Source organism: Chryseobacterium sp. Bi04 (assembly GCF_918698085.1).
GTDB lineage: Bacteria > Bacteroidota > Bacteroidia > Flavobacteriales > Weeksellaceae > Chryseobacterium.
Genome location: NZ_CAKKLP010000017.1, coordinates 39,858 through 57,436, shown reverse-complemented (window position 1 = coordinate 57,436; position 17,579 = coordinate 39,858). Strand labels below are relative to the sequence as shown.

The 17,579-nt window shown below is 35.5% G+C and carries 16 protein-coding genes; 4 read left to right on the top strand and 12 right to left on the bottom strand.

Annotated features, from left to right (window positions below; genetic code table 11):
• The first annotated feature begins 166 nt into the window (after positions 1-166).
• Together LQV47_RS20325 and LQV47_RS20320 are read left to right on the top strand one after the other, a co-directional pair.
• Complete coding sequence (locus tag LQV47_RS20325) at positions 167-913, top strand: metallophosphoesterase (protein ID WP_230040947.1); 747 nt, start codon at positions 167-169, stop codon at positions 911-913.
• Between the two features lie 40 nt (positions 914-953).
• Positions 954-1,853 (top strand): LysR family transcriptional regulator, encoded by a 900-nt coding sequence (locus LQV47_RS20320; RefSeq protein ID WP_230040945.1) that lies wholly within the window; start codon positions 954-956, stop codon positions 1,851-1,853.
• Here the strand turns inward: LQV47_RS20320 and LQV47_RS20315 are convergent.
• Positions 1,827-2,294, bottom strand: coding sequence for a GNAT family N-acetyltransferase (locus tag LQV47_RS20315; protein WP_230040943.1), 468 nt, complete (start codon positions 2,292-2,294; stop codon positions 1,827-1,829). The two genes, LQV47_RS20320 and LQV47_RS20315, sit on opposite strands and share 27 nt — an antisense overlap.
• A complete protein-coding gene (locus tag LQV47_RS20310) occupies positions 2,294-2,728 on the bottom strand; it encodes a GNAT family N-acetyltransferase (protein ID WP_230040941.1) in 435 nt (144 codons plus the stop codon). The genes LQV47_RS20315 and LQV47_RS20310 overlap by 1 nt, the downstream gene beginning before the upstream one ends.
• A gap of 2,472 nt (positions 2,729-5,200) precedes the next feature.
• On the opposite strand from LQV47_RS20310, the gene LQV47_RS20305 reads away from it, so the two are divergent.
• Both LQV47_RS20305 and LQV47_RS20300 read left to right on the top strand, forming a co-directional pair.
• Positions 5,201-6,076 (top strand): aldo/keto reductase, encoded by an 876-nt coding sequence (locus tag LQV47_RS20305; protein WP_230040939.1) that lies wholly within the window; start codon positions 5,201-5,203, stop codon positions 6,074-6,076.
• Positions 6,077-6,251: 175 nt separating this feature from the next.
• The gene (locus tag LQV47_RS20300; protein WP_230040937.1) at positions 6,252-7,313 is read left to right on the top strand and encodes a nitronate monooxygenase; all 1,062 of its coding nucleotides are present in this window, start codon (positions 6,252-6,254) and stop codon (positions 7,311-7,313) included.
• A gap of 147 nt (positions 7,314-7,460) precedes the next feature.
• On the opposite strand, the gene LQV47_RS20295 is transcribed toward LQV47_RS20300, so the two are convergent.
• From LQV47_RS20295 to LQV47_RS20250, 10 genes are all read right to left on the bottom strand, one after another.
• The gene (locus LQV47_RS20295) at positions 7,461-8,798 is read right to left on the bottom strand and encodes a Mur ligase family protein (RefSeq protein WP_230040935.1); all 1,338 of its coding nucleotides are present in this window, start codon (positions 8,796-8,798) and stop codon (positions 7,461-7,463) included.
• A gap of 6 nt (positions 8,799-8,804) precedes the next feature.
• A complete protein-coding gene (locus LQV47_RS20290) occupies positions 8,805-9,242 on the bottom strand; it encodes a hypothetical protein (protein ID WP_230040932.1) in 438 nt (145 codons plus the stop codon).
• Between the two features lie 16 nt (positions 9,243-9,258).
• Positions 9,259-10,065, bottom strand: coding sequence for a lysophospholipid acyltransferase family protein (locus LQV47_RS20285; protein ID WP_047494666.1), 807 nt, complete (start codon positions 10,063-10,065; stop codon positions 9,259-9,261).
• Between the two features lie 27 nt (positions 10,066-10,092).
• The gene (locus tag LQV47_RS20280; RefSeq protein ID WP_230040930.1) at positions 10,093-10,722 is read right to left on the bottom strand and encodes a CoA pyrophosphatase; all 630 of its coding nucleotides are present in this window, start codon (positions 10,720-10,722) and stop codon (positions 10,093-10,095) included.
• Positions 10,723-10,932: 210 nt separating this feature from the next.
• On the bottom strand, positions 10,933-11,409 hold the full coding sequence (locus LQV47_RS20275) for an OsmC family protein (protein ID WP_230040928.1): 477 nt from the start codon (positions 11,407-11,409) through the stop codon (positions 10,933-10,935).
• A gap of 97 nt (positions 11,410-11,506) precedes the next feature.
• Positions 11,507-12,901 carry a T9SS type A sorting domain-containing protein gene (locus tag LQV47_RS20270; RefSeq protein ID WP_230040926.1) on the bottom strand — a complete coding sequence of 465 codons (1,395 nt, stop codon included), beginning with the start codon at positions 12,899-12,901 and terminating at the stop codon, positions 11,507-11,509.
• Positions 12,902-12,986: 85 nt separating this feature from the next.
• Positions 12,987-14,417 carry a T9SS type A sorting domain-containing protein gene (locus tag LQV47_RS20265; protein ID WP_230040917.1) on the bottom strand — a complete coding sequence of 477 codons (1,431 nt, stop codon included), beginning with the start codon at positions 14,415-14,417 and terminating at the stop codon, positions 12,987-12,989.
• Positions 14,418-14,504: 87 nt separating this feature from the next.
• Positions 14,505-15,140, bottom strand: a complete 636-nt coding sequence (locus tag LQV47_RS20260) for a T9SS type A sorting domain-containing protein (protein WP_230040911.1) — start codon at positions 15,138-15,140, stop codon at positions 14,505-14,507.
• Entirely contained in the window at positions 15,134-15,934 is an 801-nt protein-coding gene (locus LQV47_RS20255) for a hypothetical protein (protein ID WP_230040909.1), read from the bottom strand. The genes LQV47_RS20260 and LQV47_RS20255 overlap by 7 nt, the downstream gene beginning before the upstream one ends.
• A gap of 73 nt (positions 15,935-16,007) precedes the next feature.
• On the bottom strand, positions 16,008-17,567 hold the full coding sequence (locus LQV47_RS20250) for a ribonuclease E/G (protein ID WP_230040907.1): 1,560 nt from the start codon (positions 17,565-17,567) through the stop codon (positions 16,008-16,010).
• Positions 17,568-17,579: the final 12 nt, after the last annotated feature.

Here is a 17,579-nt window from a genome sequence, read left to right as displayed (position 1 = left end):
ATAGTTTGTAGTCTCAGATTAATGTGCTTTGCCTGTTGTACAAAATCTACGATTATATTGATGCGGTAAAAACAGACTATTCAAGGTTGTATGGTGAAATGTCATATCAGATCTGAGTCAAAATTCCTTTCTCTCTTGTACATTTGTTATGATAAACAGAATGAATATGATACAGATTGCAGTTTTTAGTGATGTGCATGGAAATCTTCCTGCGTTGAATTCGGTGTTGGAGGATATAGAGAAAAGGGGAATCCGTCAAAAATTCTGTCTGGGAGATCTTGTAGATTTTGCTCCATGGGGAAATGAAGTGACTGAAAAAATTAAAGAGCTGAATATTCCCTGTTTAATGGGAAACCATGACGAAAGGATTGCTTTCGATATTCCTGTGGTTCCATTATCTAAGCATACCGAAGAAGAAACTCTTGCCCGGTTCGTTGCTATTGATCATTCTAAAAAACACATTACAGAATCAAATAAAAAGTTTCTTTCTGAGCTTCCTTTTCATTTGAAATTAAACTATAAAATAGGGAAGAAGCACTGGAATATTCAGCTTATGCACGCAAGTCTATCGAGTAATGATACTTATCTGTATAAATCTGAGAGTGATGAGGTTTTTATAAAAATGCTGGAAGAGTCCAAATCTGATATTATTGTGATGGGGCATACTCATTTATCGTTTAAAAAGCAGTTTGATAATAATAGCTGGGCCGTTAATTGTGGCTCTGTAGGCCGCTCTAAGGAAGAGAATAGATTAGCTTCATATGTAATACTTACTTTAGATGAAGAAAAGATTATTCCGGAGATCATACAACTGAGCTATCCGCTTGATGAAACCGTTCTTAAGATACTGGAAAGCGAGATTCCTGATTATTATGCCTCGTTTTTAAGAAATCAAAATGTATTAATATTATAATTATGTTGTAGCTTTGTATTATAATATTAATAATTAATTCATGGTCAATTTAGAATGGTACCGTACTTTTAAGGCGATCTATAAAACCGGGACTCTGACAGGAGCTGCTGATGCTTTATTTATATCACAGCCCGGAGTGAGCTTACATTTAAGTTCATTGGAAGCTTATGTAGGATATAAACTGTTCGACAGAACCGGCAGGAAGATGATTCCTACGGAGCGGGGGAAAGTATTGTTTAATGCAGTAGCCGAACCTATCACGAAACTTGAAGATGTAGAGAAAAATTTTCAGAAATCTACGGAAAAACATACTCCGACCATTAGTGTGGGAATGTGTTTTGAAACTTTTCAGACGACTTTAGAGCAATATGTTTCTTCCCTGCCCTTTAATCTGATCATCAGCTTTGGGGAATATCCGGAAATGCTTGATCAGCTGGATAAAGGAATTCTGGATCTTATCATCACTCCTAAAAAAGGATCTTCTCCCAATATAGAGCATGAAGCATTTTCTTCTGAACAGATTGTCCTTGTTGGAGGAAAAGAGGTGGATACGGATGATTTTAAAAAAGTGTTGAAAACAAAAAATGCAGAACAGATAGAAGAGTGGCTGAAAAAAGAAAAATGGTATGGAACCACAGGAGACATGGAGCATCTTTTTCAATTTTGGACCCTAAACTTTGGTCACAAACCGAATTTTAGACCCAATTATATCGTTCCCAATTTAAACTCAATTATCCGTTGTTTAAAAGGAGGGGCAGGACTAGCCGTTGTTCCTGATTTTTTATGCAAAAACGAAATAGACGGCGGAGATGTAAAGCTGATCTGGGAAGGCAAAAAAAAGCTGGAAAATACCCTGTATTTCGGATGCCGGAAAAATACCAACTATCAAACGGAAATAGAACATATCAAGGGGCTATTCCGTAAGGTGATGGGTAAGTAGAACCATGTCCCGCATTTGTAATCCGTTTTCATAAATAGGATCCGGATAATTTTCAATAAAAAAATCCCTAAGAATTCCCTTTTTAATGAAACCGTTTTTCTCATAAAATCTGATCTGTTGGAAGCCGGTATCCGAGGTTCCAACTGTCAGAGTTTTATAGTCATGTTCTTTTGCAATTTCTTTTGCTTTATTCATCAGAATACTTCCTATTCCCTTGCTTCTATAGCTTTCTACAACAGCAATGTTTTTAATTTCCAATTCGGTATTGCTGTTCTTGTACAATGCCATAACAGCAATATCCTCCACACCATTCTGTAAAAGATAAATATCAGATTTGAAAATATACCGGTCAATAGCTTCTACAGTTTCATCTGCCAATAATAGCAGCCCGTATGGAATTTCCGAACCAGATTCAATACTGATGAAAGTGAAATTTTCCATTATAAGCTCATATGAATAAGTGGATACTCCTTTCCTGAACTGTCTTTTTCTGATCTTCCTATCGTTTTGAAGCCCATCTTCTCATAGAATCCAATGGCCTGTGGATTCTGTTCGTTAACATCTACTTTGGTAAGGCCTGTTTTCTCTTTCATGAATTGATAAAGAGCTTTTCCATAGCCTTTCCCACGGACGTCATTATGGATGAAAAGCATTTCCAGATTGCCTTCAGCAACGGATGAGAAGCCTTTACTTTCGCTGTTTTCAGTAATTACATAGACTTCCAGGTTGGGTAGATAGTCCCTTGGAATGGCTTCTTTGAAATAATTAAAATCTTCTTCAGTAAGAAAATCGTGGGTAGCCTTTACGGCAGATTCCCATATTTCCATGATTTTTGGATAATCTTCAGTAGTGGCAAGCCTTATTTGATGTGACATGATTTAAGATTTTGACAAAAATAGAAAATTAGAAATTAGGAAAGGAAGTTTATAATGTGTTGGAAAAACGCAAGGATGCAAAGAAGTTTCATTATAAACAGCTTTTAAGGTACAAGAAAATCAAAGATTTTCAGCAAGTTTTATGATATTGCTGCTTTAGATGAGCAGCGTTCAATTGTATCGAAGATAAAATCCTTGCGTCTTATAGCATAAAGTATGTAAAAACCCTTTGCGTCTTTGCGTTTCCAATATTCTATTATTTGAATGAGGTTTATGTTATAATGTGTTGGAAAAACGCAAGGGCGCAAAGAAGTTTCATTATAAATAGCTTTTAAGGTGCAAGAGAATCAAGGATTTTCAGCAAGTTTTATCAAATGAATATTTGTGGTTTTAGATGAGCAGCACTCAATTTTATCATAGATAAAATCCTTGCGTCTTATAGCATAAAGTATGTAAAACCTTTTGCGTCTTTGCGTTTCCAACATTCTATTATTTGAATGAGGTTTATGTTATAAAGTGTTGGAAAAACGCAAGGACGCAAAGAAGTTTCATTTTAAACAGCTTTTAAGGTACAAGAAAATCAAAGATTTTCAGCAAGTTTTATGATATTGCTGCTTTAGATGAGCAGCGTTCAATTGTATCGAAGATAAAATCCTTGCGTCTTATAGCATAAGGTATGTAAAAACCCTTTGCGTCTTTGCGTTTCCAATATTCTATTATTTGAATGAGGTTTATGTTATAATGTGTTGGAAAAACGCGAAGGCGCAAAGAAATTTCATTATAAACAGCTTTTAAGGCGCAAGAAAATCAAAGATTTTCAGCAAGTTTTATCAAATGAATATTTGTGGTTTTAGATGAGCAGCACTCAATTGTATCGAAGATAAAATCCTTGCGTCTTATAGCATAAAGTATGTAAAACCTTTTGCGTCTTTGCGTTTCCAACATTCTATTATTTGAATGAGGTTTATGTTATAAAGTGTTGGAAAAACGGGAAGGCGCAAAGAAATTTCATTATAAACAGCTTTTAAGGCGCAAGAAAATCAAAGATTTTCAGCAAGTTTTATGATATTGCTGCTTTAGATGAGCAGCATTCAATTTTATCATAGATAAAATCCTTGCGTCTTATAGCATAAAGTATGTAAAACCTTTTGCGTCTTTGCGTTTCCAACATTCTATTATTTGAATGAGGTTTATGTTATAATGTGTTGGAAAAACGCAAGGGCGCAAAGAAGTTTCATTATAAACAGCTTTTAAGGTGCAAGAAAATCAAGGATTTTCAGCAAGGTTTATCAAATGAATATTTGTGGTTTTAGATGAGCAGCACTCAATTTTATCGAAGATAAAATCCTTGCGTCTTATAGCATAAAGTATGTAAAAACCCTTTGCGCCTTTGCGTTTCCAACATTCTATTATCTGAATGAGGTTTATGTTATAATGTGTTGGAAAAACGCAAAGGCGCAAAGAAATTTCATTATAAACAGCTTTTAAGGCGCAAGAAAATCAAAGATTTTCAGCAAGTTTTATGATATTGCTGCTTTAGATGAGCAGCATTCAATTTTATTATAGATAAAATCCTTGCGTCTTATAGCATAAAGTATGTAAAACCTTTTGCGTCTTTGCGTTTCCAACATTCTATTATTTGAATGAGGTTTATGTTATAATGTGTTGGAAAAACGCAAGGGCGCAAAGAAGTTTCATTATAAACAGCTTTTAAGGTGCAAGAAAATCAAGGATTTTCAGCAAGGTTTATCAAATGAATATTTGTGGTTTTAGATGAGCAGCACTCAATTTTATCGAAGATAAAATCCTTGCGTCTTATAGCATAAAGTATGTAAAAACCCTTTGCGCCTTTGCGTTTCCAACATTCTATTATCTGAATGAGGTTTATGTTATAATGTGTTGGAAAAACGCAAAGACGCAAAGAAAAAATAAATAATATGTTGTTTTAAGGTGCAAGAAAATCAAGGATTTTCAGCAAGGTTTATCAAATGAATATTTGTGGTTTTAGATGAGCAGCACTCAATTTTATCATAGATAAAATCCTTGCGTCTTATAGCATAAAGTATGTAAAACCTTTTGCGTCTTTGCGTTTCCAACATTCTATTATTTGAATGAGGTTTATGTTATAAAGTGTTGGAAAAACGCGAAGGCGCAAAGAAATTTCATTATAAACAGCTTTTAAGGCGCAAGAAAATCAAAGATATTCAGCAAGTTTTATGATATTGCTGCTTTAGATGAGCAGCGTTCAATTGTATCGAAGATAAAATCCTTGCGTCTTATCGTGTAAAGTATATAAAAATCTTTTGCGCCCTTGCGTTTTTCCAACACTTTATGATCTCAAAAAATAACGTTTCAAAGAGCTTATTAAATACCAATTCTTGACACAACCAGTAAAAATGGTAGGTGAAAATTTCAATTTTTTATTGCAAATTTGTTTAATCACTTTATATTAAAAATTAAAACTAAGAGTTTATGCAAAAGAAAACCTACACAGGGCAGCCTGTGGTAACCTTAAATAATGGGATAGATATTCCTGCTTTAGGATTTGGAGTATGGCAGATGGAAGACCTGAAGGAATGTGAAAGTGCAGTCATTAAAGCTATTCAGACAGGATACAGAATGATTGATACGGCTGCTATTTATCAGAATGAAACTGCGGTGGGGGCTGCTGTGAAAAATAGTGGAATCAATAGAGATGAGCTGTTTATCACTTCAAAGGTTTGGGTTCAGGATCATGGATATGAAAAAACAAACAGTGCATTTCAGAGAACATTAAACCGATTACAAATGGACTATCTTGATATGTATCTAATCCATTGGCCTTATGGAGACTTTTTAGGAACCTGGAAAGCTCTGGAGGAATTGTATCAGGAAGGAAAAATTAAAGCAATAGGAGTTTGTAATTTTACGGTTGAGAAACTGGAAGAATTAAAAGCTCATTCAGCTGTTGTACCGGTGATCAATCAGATTGAGCTACACCCAGTCTTCCAACAGAAAGAATTACAGGTTTACGACAGAGAAAATAATATTGTAACACAACCCTGGAGCCCGCTTGGAAACGGAAATGCTAATCTTTTGAACAATATTGAATTAAAGGCTATTGCCGAAAGATATGGTAAAACTGTAGCTCAGGTTATTTTAAGATGGCATTTACAGGAAGGTTTCGTGGTCATCCCCAAATCAGTAACTCCATCAAGGATTGAAGAAAATTTTAATGTATTCGACTTTGAGCTGACAGAAGATGAGATGAATGCTGTCCGTTCTTTAGATACAGGAAAAAGACTGTTTTTTGATCCGAAAGATCCGGAATGGGAACAGAAGATGCTGAATGCTGTAGCAGATATTTAGTACTAAAAAGTTGAAATAATTCCCCACAGATTCCACAAATTTTAAGATTCAAAAGGTCTTTATGCCCGGTGGGATCTGTGGGATTCTTATTAAAATTATCTTTGTGAGCAATGTCATATTATTTTAATAATGAGCATTGTCTGCTTATCCGTAACTTCTAATAAAAATAATCCTTATGTTTTGGCCGGATACAATCAGTAAAAAATTAGGAGTAAAATATCCTGTAATTCAGGCTCCAATGTTTGGAGTAAGTACACCACAGATGGTTGCAGCAGCAACAAAAGCAAATTGTCTGGGATCTTTGGCGCTGGCTGATCTTTCAGCCGATCAGTCTATTGAGCTGATCAGAGAAACCCGGAAACTTACTGATAGGCCTTTTGCAGCAAATATTTTTGTACATTCTATTCCAGAAGTCACAGCAGATCTAAAAACGAAATTTGTAAAAACCAAAGAGTTCATAGAACAGCTGGCCAGAGAGCATACTATTGAAGTCAGACTTCCGGATCTTGAAGCTATTCAATTAAGCACCTATCATGAGCAGGTAGATGCTGTAATAGCTGAGAAGTGCAGTATTCTAAGCTTTACTTTTGGAAATTTAGATGATAAAAGTATTCAGAAGCTAAAAGAAAATGGGCTAACCCTTATTGGAACCTGTACTTCTGTAGAAGAAGCTTTAGTTCTGGAGAAATCAGGAATTGATATGATTTGCGTTCAGGGAATAGAAGCGGGAGGGCATAGAGGAAGTTTTGATGCGGATGATATTCCCCAGATTGGAGGCTTGTCTCTATTGTCACAGGTTTATGATCATGTGAATGTTCCTTTGATTTATGCAGGAGGAATTTATAATGCTAAAACAGTACAGGCAATCAATGATTTGGGAGCACAGGGTTTCCAGGTAGGTAATCTTTTGCTAGCGTCTACAGAAAGTGCTCTGCAACCTTTTGAAAAAGAGCGTCTAAAGAAAGTGAAAGAGAACGAGATTGTTTTAACGAAAAGTTTTTCAGGAAGATATGCCAGAGGGGTTAAAAATAAATACATTGAAGTCCTTGAAAATTCGGAATATATTTTACCTTATCCGTATCAGAATAAACTGACCAATCAGCTGCGTAAAGCTGCAAAATATTTACAGAACTCAGATTTTCTGGGACTTTGGGTAGGGCAGTCCATTCATCATTACAGTGAACTTTCTACTGAAGACATCCTGAGGAATCTCATTACCGAAGTAGGTAAACTTTAAAAAATAGTACTATTATCTTTCCAGATTAACCCAAGCTGTTATTAAAAGGTATTTTAAACGAATTAACTAAATGAAAAACCTCCTTTCAGCTGGAAGGAGGTTTGTTTTATACAGAATTCTGAAATGAAATTCATTTTCAGATTAGCATTACTTCGTAAGATCCAGGCCACCAAAGTTTCCGGAGCTCATCATCAAATAAACACCATTGGTCTTATCTAAAGTGTTCCAGTAGGCATGAAGATCTTCAGCATTGGTGAAAACCTTTAGATTTTCATTTTTGAATTTTTCTTTAATGAATTCGGGAGAGATAGGTTCCATTCTTTTGATTTTTAGGGCGTCTTCAGAATAAAATACAATAGCTTCTTCCAACCCATCCATTGCATGGTCATATTGCTCTAAAAAGACAGGATTTAAGCTGGAATACGTATGAAGTTCCAGGAACCCATATTTCTTTTTATTCTCAAATTGTTCTTTGAAGGCTTTTACTGCTGCCTTCACTTTACTTGGAGCATGGGCAAAATCTTTGTAAAGGATTCCTTTATCTTCTCTTTCTACTTTTTCAAGACGTTTGGAAGCCCCTTTGAAGCTCATAATTGCTTCATAGAAATCTTCGTCCATAATCCCAAGCTGGCGGCAGATATGTCTTGCCCCTTCCATATTTAATAGATTATGTGCCCCAAAAACGGAAAGAGGAACATCTCCCATTTCAGTTTGTAAGTATACCTGTCCATTATTGATTTCATATTCAGGTGTTTTGTAAGGGATTTTTCTGAAATAATTTTCAGCATCTTCCACTACTTTTACCACTTCCGGGTCTTCTTCGTTGTAAACCAAAACCCCGCCGGCAGTAATACTTGCCACAAATTTTCTGAACTGCTCAATATAATCATCAAAAGTTTTGAAAACATTGATGTGGTCCCAGGCAATACCGCTCATTAAAGCGATATTCGGTTGGTATAATAAGAACTTTGAACGCAGGTCAATAGGAGAGGACAGGTATTCATCACCTTCCAGCACCATAAAATCATTATCCTGAGTAAGTTTTACCATACAGTCAAAACCTTCCAACTGTGCTCCTACCATGAAATCCACTTCCTTCTGATGGAAGTTCAGAACATGAAGGATCATTGAAGTGATGGTTGTCTTACCATGTGAACCGGCAATTACCACTCTGGTTTTATTTTTTGACTGTTCGTATAAAAATTCCGGGTAGGAATATATCTTTAAGCCCAATTCTTTTGCTTTTGCCAATTCAGGATTATCCTGGTGAGCATGCATTCCCAGAATAACAGCGTCAATATCTGAGGTTATTTTTTCCGGAAACCAGCCCATTTCCTGTGGCAGGAGTCCTTTTTTTTCCAATCTGGATTTTGAAGGCTCAAAAATAGCATCATCTGAACCTGTAACCTGATATCCTTTATCTTTTAGCGCAATAGCAAGATTATGCATAGCGCTTCCGCCAATGGCAATGAAGTGGGTTTTCAATTGTATTTACTGTTTTTTAACATTATTATTAATGAGCTCCTGGAAAGCCTGGAGTATATTGTCCCAATTGGTTTGGTAGTTGGGAACAATCAGGCTTGCATCTGTTTTACTGCCTTCATTGGGCCCTTTCTTGATGTTGATAGAAGTGGTAATGTTATCGTAAAGTTTTTTACGGCTTTCCTGAATTCTTCTAAAATTGTTCTGAGAAAGGGTTTGATCCAGTTTTTTTAAATCTTCGTTTGAGATTTTAAAATCCTGTTTGTATTTTTTACCCTGCCCTTCGAAAGAATAGTGTGCATTATTACCTTTTATAAGCAGGTTTTCATATACCGGTGCATATCCTCCACTTTTGGAATAACTTATATCAAAATCTGAATATACTTTTTGGCTGTTACACGAAACTAATACTATGATGGCGAATAAGATTCCTATTATTCTGTTCATAATTTTTTAATTTACTTTAATTATTAGGGTCCTGTTGTTCTAATTTTTTAGCTTTAAGTTCTTCATCATAAGTGTGTAGGAGGTTGAAATCCTCGGTCTGCTCAATAGCAGTCATAATTTTTAATAAAATTTCCGGTGCTTTTTCATTATCATAGTCGATATCCAGAGGGGCTTTGAATTCCATCGTTGGCTTTACTCCGGTGACTTTTACACGAAGGCCTTTTTTATCAAAAGCTCTTCTAAACCCGTTTATTTTAATGGGAATGACAATAGGACGCTGGTTTTTCACCAGTTTAGCCGTACCTCTTCTTCCCTGGGCAAAAGCTGATGTTGTTCCCTGTGGGAAAGTGGCTACCCACCCATTGTCCAAAGCCTTCATAATATTGTCAACTTCACTCATATCTACCATTCTGTTAACATTCTTACCTTCTGCTCTCCAGGTTCTTTTTACGGTTACAGCTCCTGCAATTTTGAAAATTTTCGGAAGAATACCTTTATTCATGGTTTCTTCGGCTGCTACATAGTAAAAATCAATCTTTGGATTCAACAGGTAGATCGGGTTTTTTATGGTATTTAAATAGCCATTATTTACGGCACAGAATGCATGATACATTGCTGCCACATCCGCAAAATAGGTTTGATGGTTACACACAAAAAGTACATTGGAGTCCGGAAGATCCACAAGGTGCTCTGTGCCGGTTATCTTCAATTTATTAAAGCCATTGAATCGCCTATAGGATACAATTCCTAAAATAAAAATAACTAACCTTTTTAAAAAATAAGGTGTTCCGAATGCATCGGTGAAAATATTTTTCTTCGCCATCTCTCAATTAAACACGGTTGTGCAAAGTTACATATTTTTCAGCAACTGGCTGAATTCACTTAATATCATCGCTGTAGCGCCCCAGATAATATATCCATTGAAATTAATCACAGGAACTTCATGGCCTCCTGCACTGGGAAGAGCCATCATTTCCGGAATGTCAGACAGATTTAGAAAAGAGGTGATAGGAAATTCAATGGTTTCCACGGCTTCGCTCTGCTGAAGAACGAAAAGCGGGTTCTTTTTAGTATACGAAATATAAGGATATACATAAAAGTTACTCGGTGGAACATAGATAGGAGACATTTCCCTGATAATCCTCAGATAATGTTTATCGATTCCAATTTCTTCAGATGTTTCCCTAATGGCTGTTTCAGCAAAATCCTGATCCATTTCCTCCCGTTTTCCGCCGGGAAGTGAAATCTGGCCGCTATGTCTGTCATGCTCATTAATGGTTCTTTGGATCAGAGGAAAATACCATTCATTGTCTTTTAAATACAATACAATATTAACTGCTGCAAATTTGGGATTCTTTGCCAGTACTTCATCATACGTAAAAACAGGACGGTAAGGGGGCGAGAACACCCCATGAGCGTGCTCACCAGGCAGCTCTACATTAGTTATTTTCCTCAATAAATCTTTTCCAAAATTTTCCATACTTCAAATTTAACAATATATCTTGAAGAATTAAAGGGCTTAACAATAATTAACCTACGTTGTTTTTTGAGTGATAGAACTGGCAGGAGTCAGTTTTTGCTTCACAAAGTCAATAGTGAATTTTTTGCTCCTCAAAATGAATAGTCAATAGAACGTGCATAATTCACAAGCGAAATGGATTGACCATTGAAGATTCATGATCTCAATACTTTATTTTCCAATAACTGAAACCAATGGGATGTGTTTTACAGGGAAATTAACGGAATTGGCAATAAAACAATATTCATTGGCTTTATAATGGAGCTGTTCTGCAGTTTCAATCATAGATTTTTCAGCTACAATAACTGTGGGGTGTAGTGTTACTTCGGTGAAATGCCCGCTACCATTGGATGTTTCGGCCATTATTCCCGTAGCTTCGTCTGTATAGTCTATAACAATAATGCCTGCTTCAGAACAAAAATGGAGATACCAAAGCATATGACATGAGGAAAGTGATGACAAAAATATTTCTTCCGGGTTATATTTCATTTTGTCTCCCCGGAAAGAAGGGTCGGATGAACCTTCAATATTGGGTTTGTTTTCTGCTGAAATCGTGTGACTTCTTTCATAATCTCTGTAGCCGCTGGTTCCGGTTCCTTTATTTCCGGTCCATTGGACAATGGTTTTGTAGTGGTGCTCTTTACTCATTCTGTAAATTTATTTTGTTTAAGCTTAAAAACAAAAAAGTATTTACTTAAACTGTAAGTAAATACTTTTATCAGACTGAAAAAATTTAAAAAGGAAATTAATCCTTTATAAGTTTTTTTACAGATGTTTTTCCACTTTCAAATATTACTTTTGCAATATAATTCCCCTTTAACAAATCTGAAACATCAGTATTATTGTCTTTTAAAACTTTTATGGTTTTGCCGTCCATAGAATAAATTTCTATTTTGATTACTTTTTCTTTTGTGTTGAAAACCAAATCTTTCTTAACAGGGTTTTCGAAAGAAAATATGCTGTTCGTTTTTGTAATATCAGTTGTTGATAAAGTCGTATTGTTTAGCAAATATTTAGTAACATAGCCGTTTCCGCAGGCTATAATATTAGTGTCATTCACAATCATATCACCAATAAATGTTAGTTCCGGATTGGTCTCGGAGTAATAGCTGAAATTGGAATTTATACTACCATTTTGATTGAGTTTGGAAATAAAATGAGTAGGTCTAAAATCTCCTTCACCACTTCCTCCAATGTAATAATACCCATCCTTTTCAATAATGCTTGTAATCCATGCACCACCATTGATGCCGGAATGTGAATATAAATCATAGTTGAATGTAGTATCGGGAGTGCCGTCTGCATTAATTCTGAAAATTTCATCATTTATGTTCGAATAAATAATTTTATTGTTAGTATCCATCAATACACAGCCTGCATGATTTAAACTGGATGTCATTTGTAGAGTGCCATTATTCCCAAAACTTACTAATGGCTGGCCGTCTGCAGTAAGTTTTTTCAGAATACCAGTATTTGTAATGACCACTATATTGGATTGATTATCTGTAAGAACAAATGTTCCGTTTGACCAGCTTCCTTCAGTGAATACAGAACCGTTATTTCCAAAAGTGTTATCAATAGCTCCTGCGGCAGTAAGCCTGTAAATTCTGTGTTGATAAACCTGACCGTTTGAGTAGTCAATGCCGTGAACAATTATTTTTTCGTTTTGCAGGATAAGACCGTAGGAACGGGTATTTCCATCATTACCAAGTGCTGCTATGAAAGCAATGCCATTGGAGCCAAAAGTAGGATCTAATTGTCCGTTTGGAAGTATTCTTGATATAGATGCTCCCGTGTCTGAAAAACCAAATACCACAAGCTTTCCATCAGATTGTTTTTTTAACTGGCTGTCTGTAGCAGAATAAGGTAGCTGAAGTTCCCCGTTGATTCCAAAAGAAGTATCTATAATTCCGCCGGGGCTAAGCTTAGATAAAAAAGATTTTTCAATTCCTGTGTTGCTGTTATGGGTATTATAGGTGAAATAAATGCTGCCGTCCGGGTTTTGAATCATTCTCGACCAGGCATTATTACCAGACATAGTGTATATTCCGTTTGAAGCAAATGTTGGATCTTTGGAAATAATTTGTGCAAAAGCAGTTTGTACAGCAAGAAGCAGTACGAGAAATAATTTTTTTGTCATTGTTGTATTTTTAGTTTTTAATTGAAAATGAAAAGTGCTTGTTAATAGTAATCAAACACTTTAAGGGTAATGTTGAAAATATATATTAGTTTTTGATCAACTTCTTTGTGGCTGTCTTCCCATTTTCGAAGACAACTTTTGCAATATAAACACCTTCTGGTATCTCAGAAATGCTGGTGCCGTTACGTTCTATATTTTTGATACGCTTCCCATTTAAATCATGTATTTCTATGGATTGTACTTTTTCTTTTGTATGGTAAACCAAGCTTTGTTTAATTGGATTTTCAAAAGCAATATCAGAATCAGTTTTTGTAATATCTGTTGCTGATAATGTAGCATTATTAAGCAGGTATTTTACAATATAATTATTGCCTTTTACGATAATAGTATTGCTATTAACAATCATTTCGCTTATTGTTGAGAAAGGCGGAGTAAGATAGGGAGGATCAGCGAAATTTGATTCTATATAATAGTTGAAGGTAGAATTCATAGAACCATTTTGATTAAGTTTTGAAATGAAATAATTAGTATTAAATAAAGTATTTCCAGCATTTCCTCCAACATAATAAGATCCGTTTTTTTCATGTATACTAAAAATCTCCGGTCCTGAATTTAAGCCCAAACTGGTATATAAATCATAATTAAATGTGGTATCAAGGGTTCCACTCGGATTTATTCTGAAAATGCCATGATTCCCGTTTGTTGAGAAAAGAATTCTATTATCACTGTCTATCATTGCGGTGCTAACATTGCCTATAGGGGAGCCATTAATGTTAATTTGTGCCACTCCATTATTTCCAAAACTTGTCATCGTATGTCCGTTGGAGTCAAATTTTTCAACAATACTGATGTTATCACTGAAACTGATAATATTTGATTGATTATCAATGAATACGAATGTTCGGCCTGTAATGTTACCCTGTGTGGTTACATATCCGTTGCTACCAAAAGTTTGATCTATACTTCCGTTGGTATTCAGTCGGTAGATGGCATGATGCGGATTCTGACCTCTCCGGATACCATGCACAATTATTTTTTCATTCTGTAGAATAAATTCATAAGAATTATAAAAATCATCATGGTCCGCATATATTTCAGGAGAAATACCATTTGTTCCAAAAGAAGGATCCAGCTGACCGTTAGGGAGCATTCTTAGTATTTGAGCATTGCCCCATAAACCGAGAATTAACAGTTTCCCATCTGTCTGTAATTTTATTTGGTTCATGAATGGTTCGGAAGCTAGCTTAACCGTTCCATTATTTCCAAAAGATTGGTCCAGGGCCCCATCAGGAGTAAGCTTGGATACAAATCCATGGGTGACTCCTGTGGCAACGTCCACATTATAAGTGAAATAAATTTCTCCATTAGAATTTTGAACCATTTGATACGAGTTACTTATAGAATAGCTGGGGATTTCAGCGACTCCATTTGAAGCAAATGTTGGATCTTTAGTGATAATTTGTGCAAAAGCAGCCTGTACTGCAAGAAGCAGTACGAAAAATAATTTTTTTGTCATTGTAGTTTTTAGTTTTTAATTGAAAAATGAAAAGTGTCTGTTGTTAGTAAGCAGAAACTTTAGAAAATATTGTAAAATAGGTATGTATTAATTCTTGATCAACTTCTTTGTGGTCGTCTTCCCATTCTCGAAGACAACTTTTACCATATAAACACCTTTTGGTACCTCGGAAATACTGGTGCCGTTGCTTTCTATATTTTTGATACGCTTCCCGTTTAAATTATATATTTCTATGGATTTCAACCTTTCTTTTGTATGGTAAATCAGATTCTGCTTAACAGGATTTTCAAATGAAAATAAAGGAAGAGTGGCTTCCGGCACTTTGGCAGCGGTTCCTAATGTTGAATTACTTAATAAAAATTTTAAAATATTGGTTCCTTTTTCTGCAATGATCGAATTGTTATTGATAATCATGTCACCAATTCCTTCTGAAGTGGGAGTAGTTTCGGAGTAATAATTAAAAACGGGATCTACCGTTCCTGAAGGAGTCAGTTTTGAAATGAAAAAAGCTTCTCCCATTGCTCCTGTCTGTCCCGCAATATAATAACTGTTGTTTTTTTCAATTACAGAAGATAAGCTAATGATTGCAAAAGGATAGGAATTAGTACTGTCAAATGCAAAAGAGCTGTCATAGATTCCGTTGGCATTAATTCTGAAAATTTCGTTATTCATATTATAGCAGATAATATTGTTATTGCTGTCTATGAGAGCATTTCCTACCATTCCCGGATAATTGTTAAAGCCAGAGTTCCGTTACTTCCAAAACTTGTTAGAGGCTGTCCATCCGGACTGTATTTTTCTAATCCTCCGTTGGGATATAGAGTAGCTGCATTGGTGTGACTGTGATCGCTAATCAGACTTACAATATTTGACTGACTGTCTAGAAATATGTAATTTCCCACTGTCTTAATCAAACCGTTATTGCCAAATGTATGGTCAATACTTCCATTGTTATTCAGCCTGTAAATTGCTTTGTAAAAATTGGATTGTCCGTCAGTTGATAATCCATAAATAATGATGTTGTTATTTTGCACATATAACCCATAGCCATATCCGTTGAAGTCGGTAAAAACATTGGCTATTTTTGAAACTCCATTTATTCCAAAAGTAGCATCAACCTGACCGTTGGATAGCAGTCTTGTGATAACAGATCCCTCGGTATTGAAACCATAGATCAACAGTTTACCATCTGCTTGTTGAGCTAATTGGCTGTCTATGCCTGCAAAATAATTACTGATCACGGTTTCTCCATTATTTCCGAAAGCCGAATCAAGGGTTCCATTAGGGCTAAGTTTTGATACTACACATTCCGGGCTGCTTAAAACAGCATTGTCTCTGGCATAGGTGAAGTAAATGTTTTCGTCAGTATGTTGAAGTATTTTAGTGGGATAACTGGTGTTGGCGCCTGCTGTAATAGCATATTTTCCGTTTACAGCAAAGCTGTTGTCATATGAAACGATCTGGGAATACACACTCTGAATAATCAGAATGAGTACAAGAAATAAACTTTTTTTCATTGTGTAAATAAATTTGGCGTAAATGTAATAAAAAAACCTTCAGCATTGCTGAAGGTTTGAATTTTGTTCTGATTTAATTAGAATGTCCTATCAATTCTTCTTTTTTGGAATTGTAAATCCGGTATTCTAAATACTTAAAAGAATCCCTTGGGATAATGGTTACCCATTTTTTGTACTTTATAAACCATTTCATCTGAATGCTTTTGATGCCTTTAGTAAGGTAAGCTTCTACAAATGGATGTACATGAAGGTAAAGTTTACCTTTTTCTTTTTGCATAATGGTTCTGATGGTATCACCCATTTTTTCCACAATAACAATAGGAGCGGTAATTTCTCCATCTTTATTAGGGTTTTCCTCTTTGGTGTCGATCTGTTTTTCCGGACGGTTTCTTTGTCTGGTAATCTGGATCAGTCCAAATTTACTTGGAGGTAAGATTTTGTGGCGTGCTTTGTCACGCTTCATCTCTTCTTTCAGATGCTCGTAAAGATCTCTTCTGTGGTCGGCATTAGGCATATCGATGAAGTCGATAACAATAATACCTCCCATATCTCGAAGACGCAGCTGTCTGGCAATCTCTGTGGCTGCCATTTTGTTCACTTTTAGAGCGTGCTCCTTATTGACAGCAGCTCCGGTAGTAATATTATTTCCGGAATTGACATCCACAACATGGAGTGCTTCTGTGTGTTCAATAACAAGATATGCTCCTTTTGAGCTTGGAATGTTGACGTGTTTACCGAAGCTTTGTTTAAGCTGTTTTTCAACATTGTAATATTCCAGAAGTGGAATATGAGAGTCATAAAACTGGACAATATTTTTTCTTTCAGGAGCAATTACTTCAACGTAATTGGTCATCTCTTGTACCATCTGTTCGTCATCACAGATAATACTGACGAAATCCTGATTAAAATTGTCTCTTAAAATAGCGGAAGCTTTATCTTCTTCGCTTAAAACTTTAGACGGAACTTTATTTTTCTGGATGTTCTTAAAAGTGCTTTCCCATTTTTGAATCAGCTGATTCATATCGTTATGCAGGTCAGCTACTTTTTTTCCTTCGGCTACCGTTCTGATAATAACTCCAAATCCTTCAGGTTTTATACTGTCAATAAGGGTTCTGAGTCTTTCTTTTTCCTCAAAACTTCTTATTTTTTTGGAAATGGAAACTTTATTATCGAAAGGAATCAGAACCAAAAATCTTCCTGTCAAAGAAACCTGGGTAGAAATCCTGGGGCCTTTTGTGGAAATAGGTTCTTTAGTAATCTGCAGAAGAACCAAATCATCCTTTGCAATTACTTTGTCTACCGTTCCGTTCTTGTCTATTTCGGGTTGTATCTCGAAATTTTTTAAGCTTGAAGTGCTTTGTTTTTTAGAAATAGTATCTTTTAAAAACTTTCTGTATGTAAGATATTGTGGACCCAGATCCTGATAATGCAGAAAAGCATCTTTATCATATCCAATATTAACGAATGCTGCATTCAGGTTAGGTGCCAGTTTTTTTACTTTTCCTATAAACAGATCTCCAACTATAAAATCGCTTTTGTCCTCTTGCTCATGAAGTTCACATAGTCTTCCGTCTTCCAGCAGTGCAATCTTTGTAAGATCATCTTCATGCGAAACTATTAGTTCTTTCTTCATTTTGTTATAAGA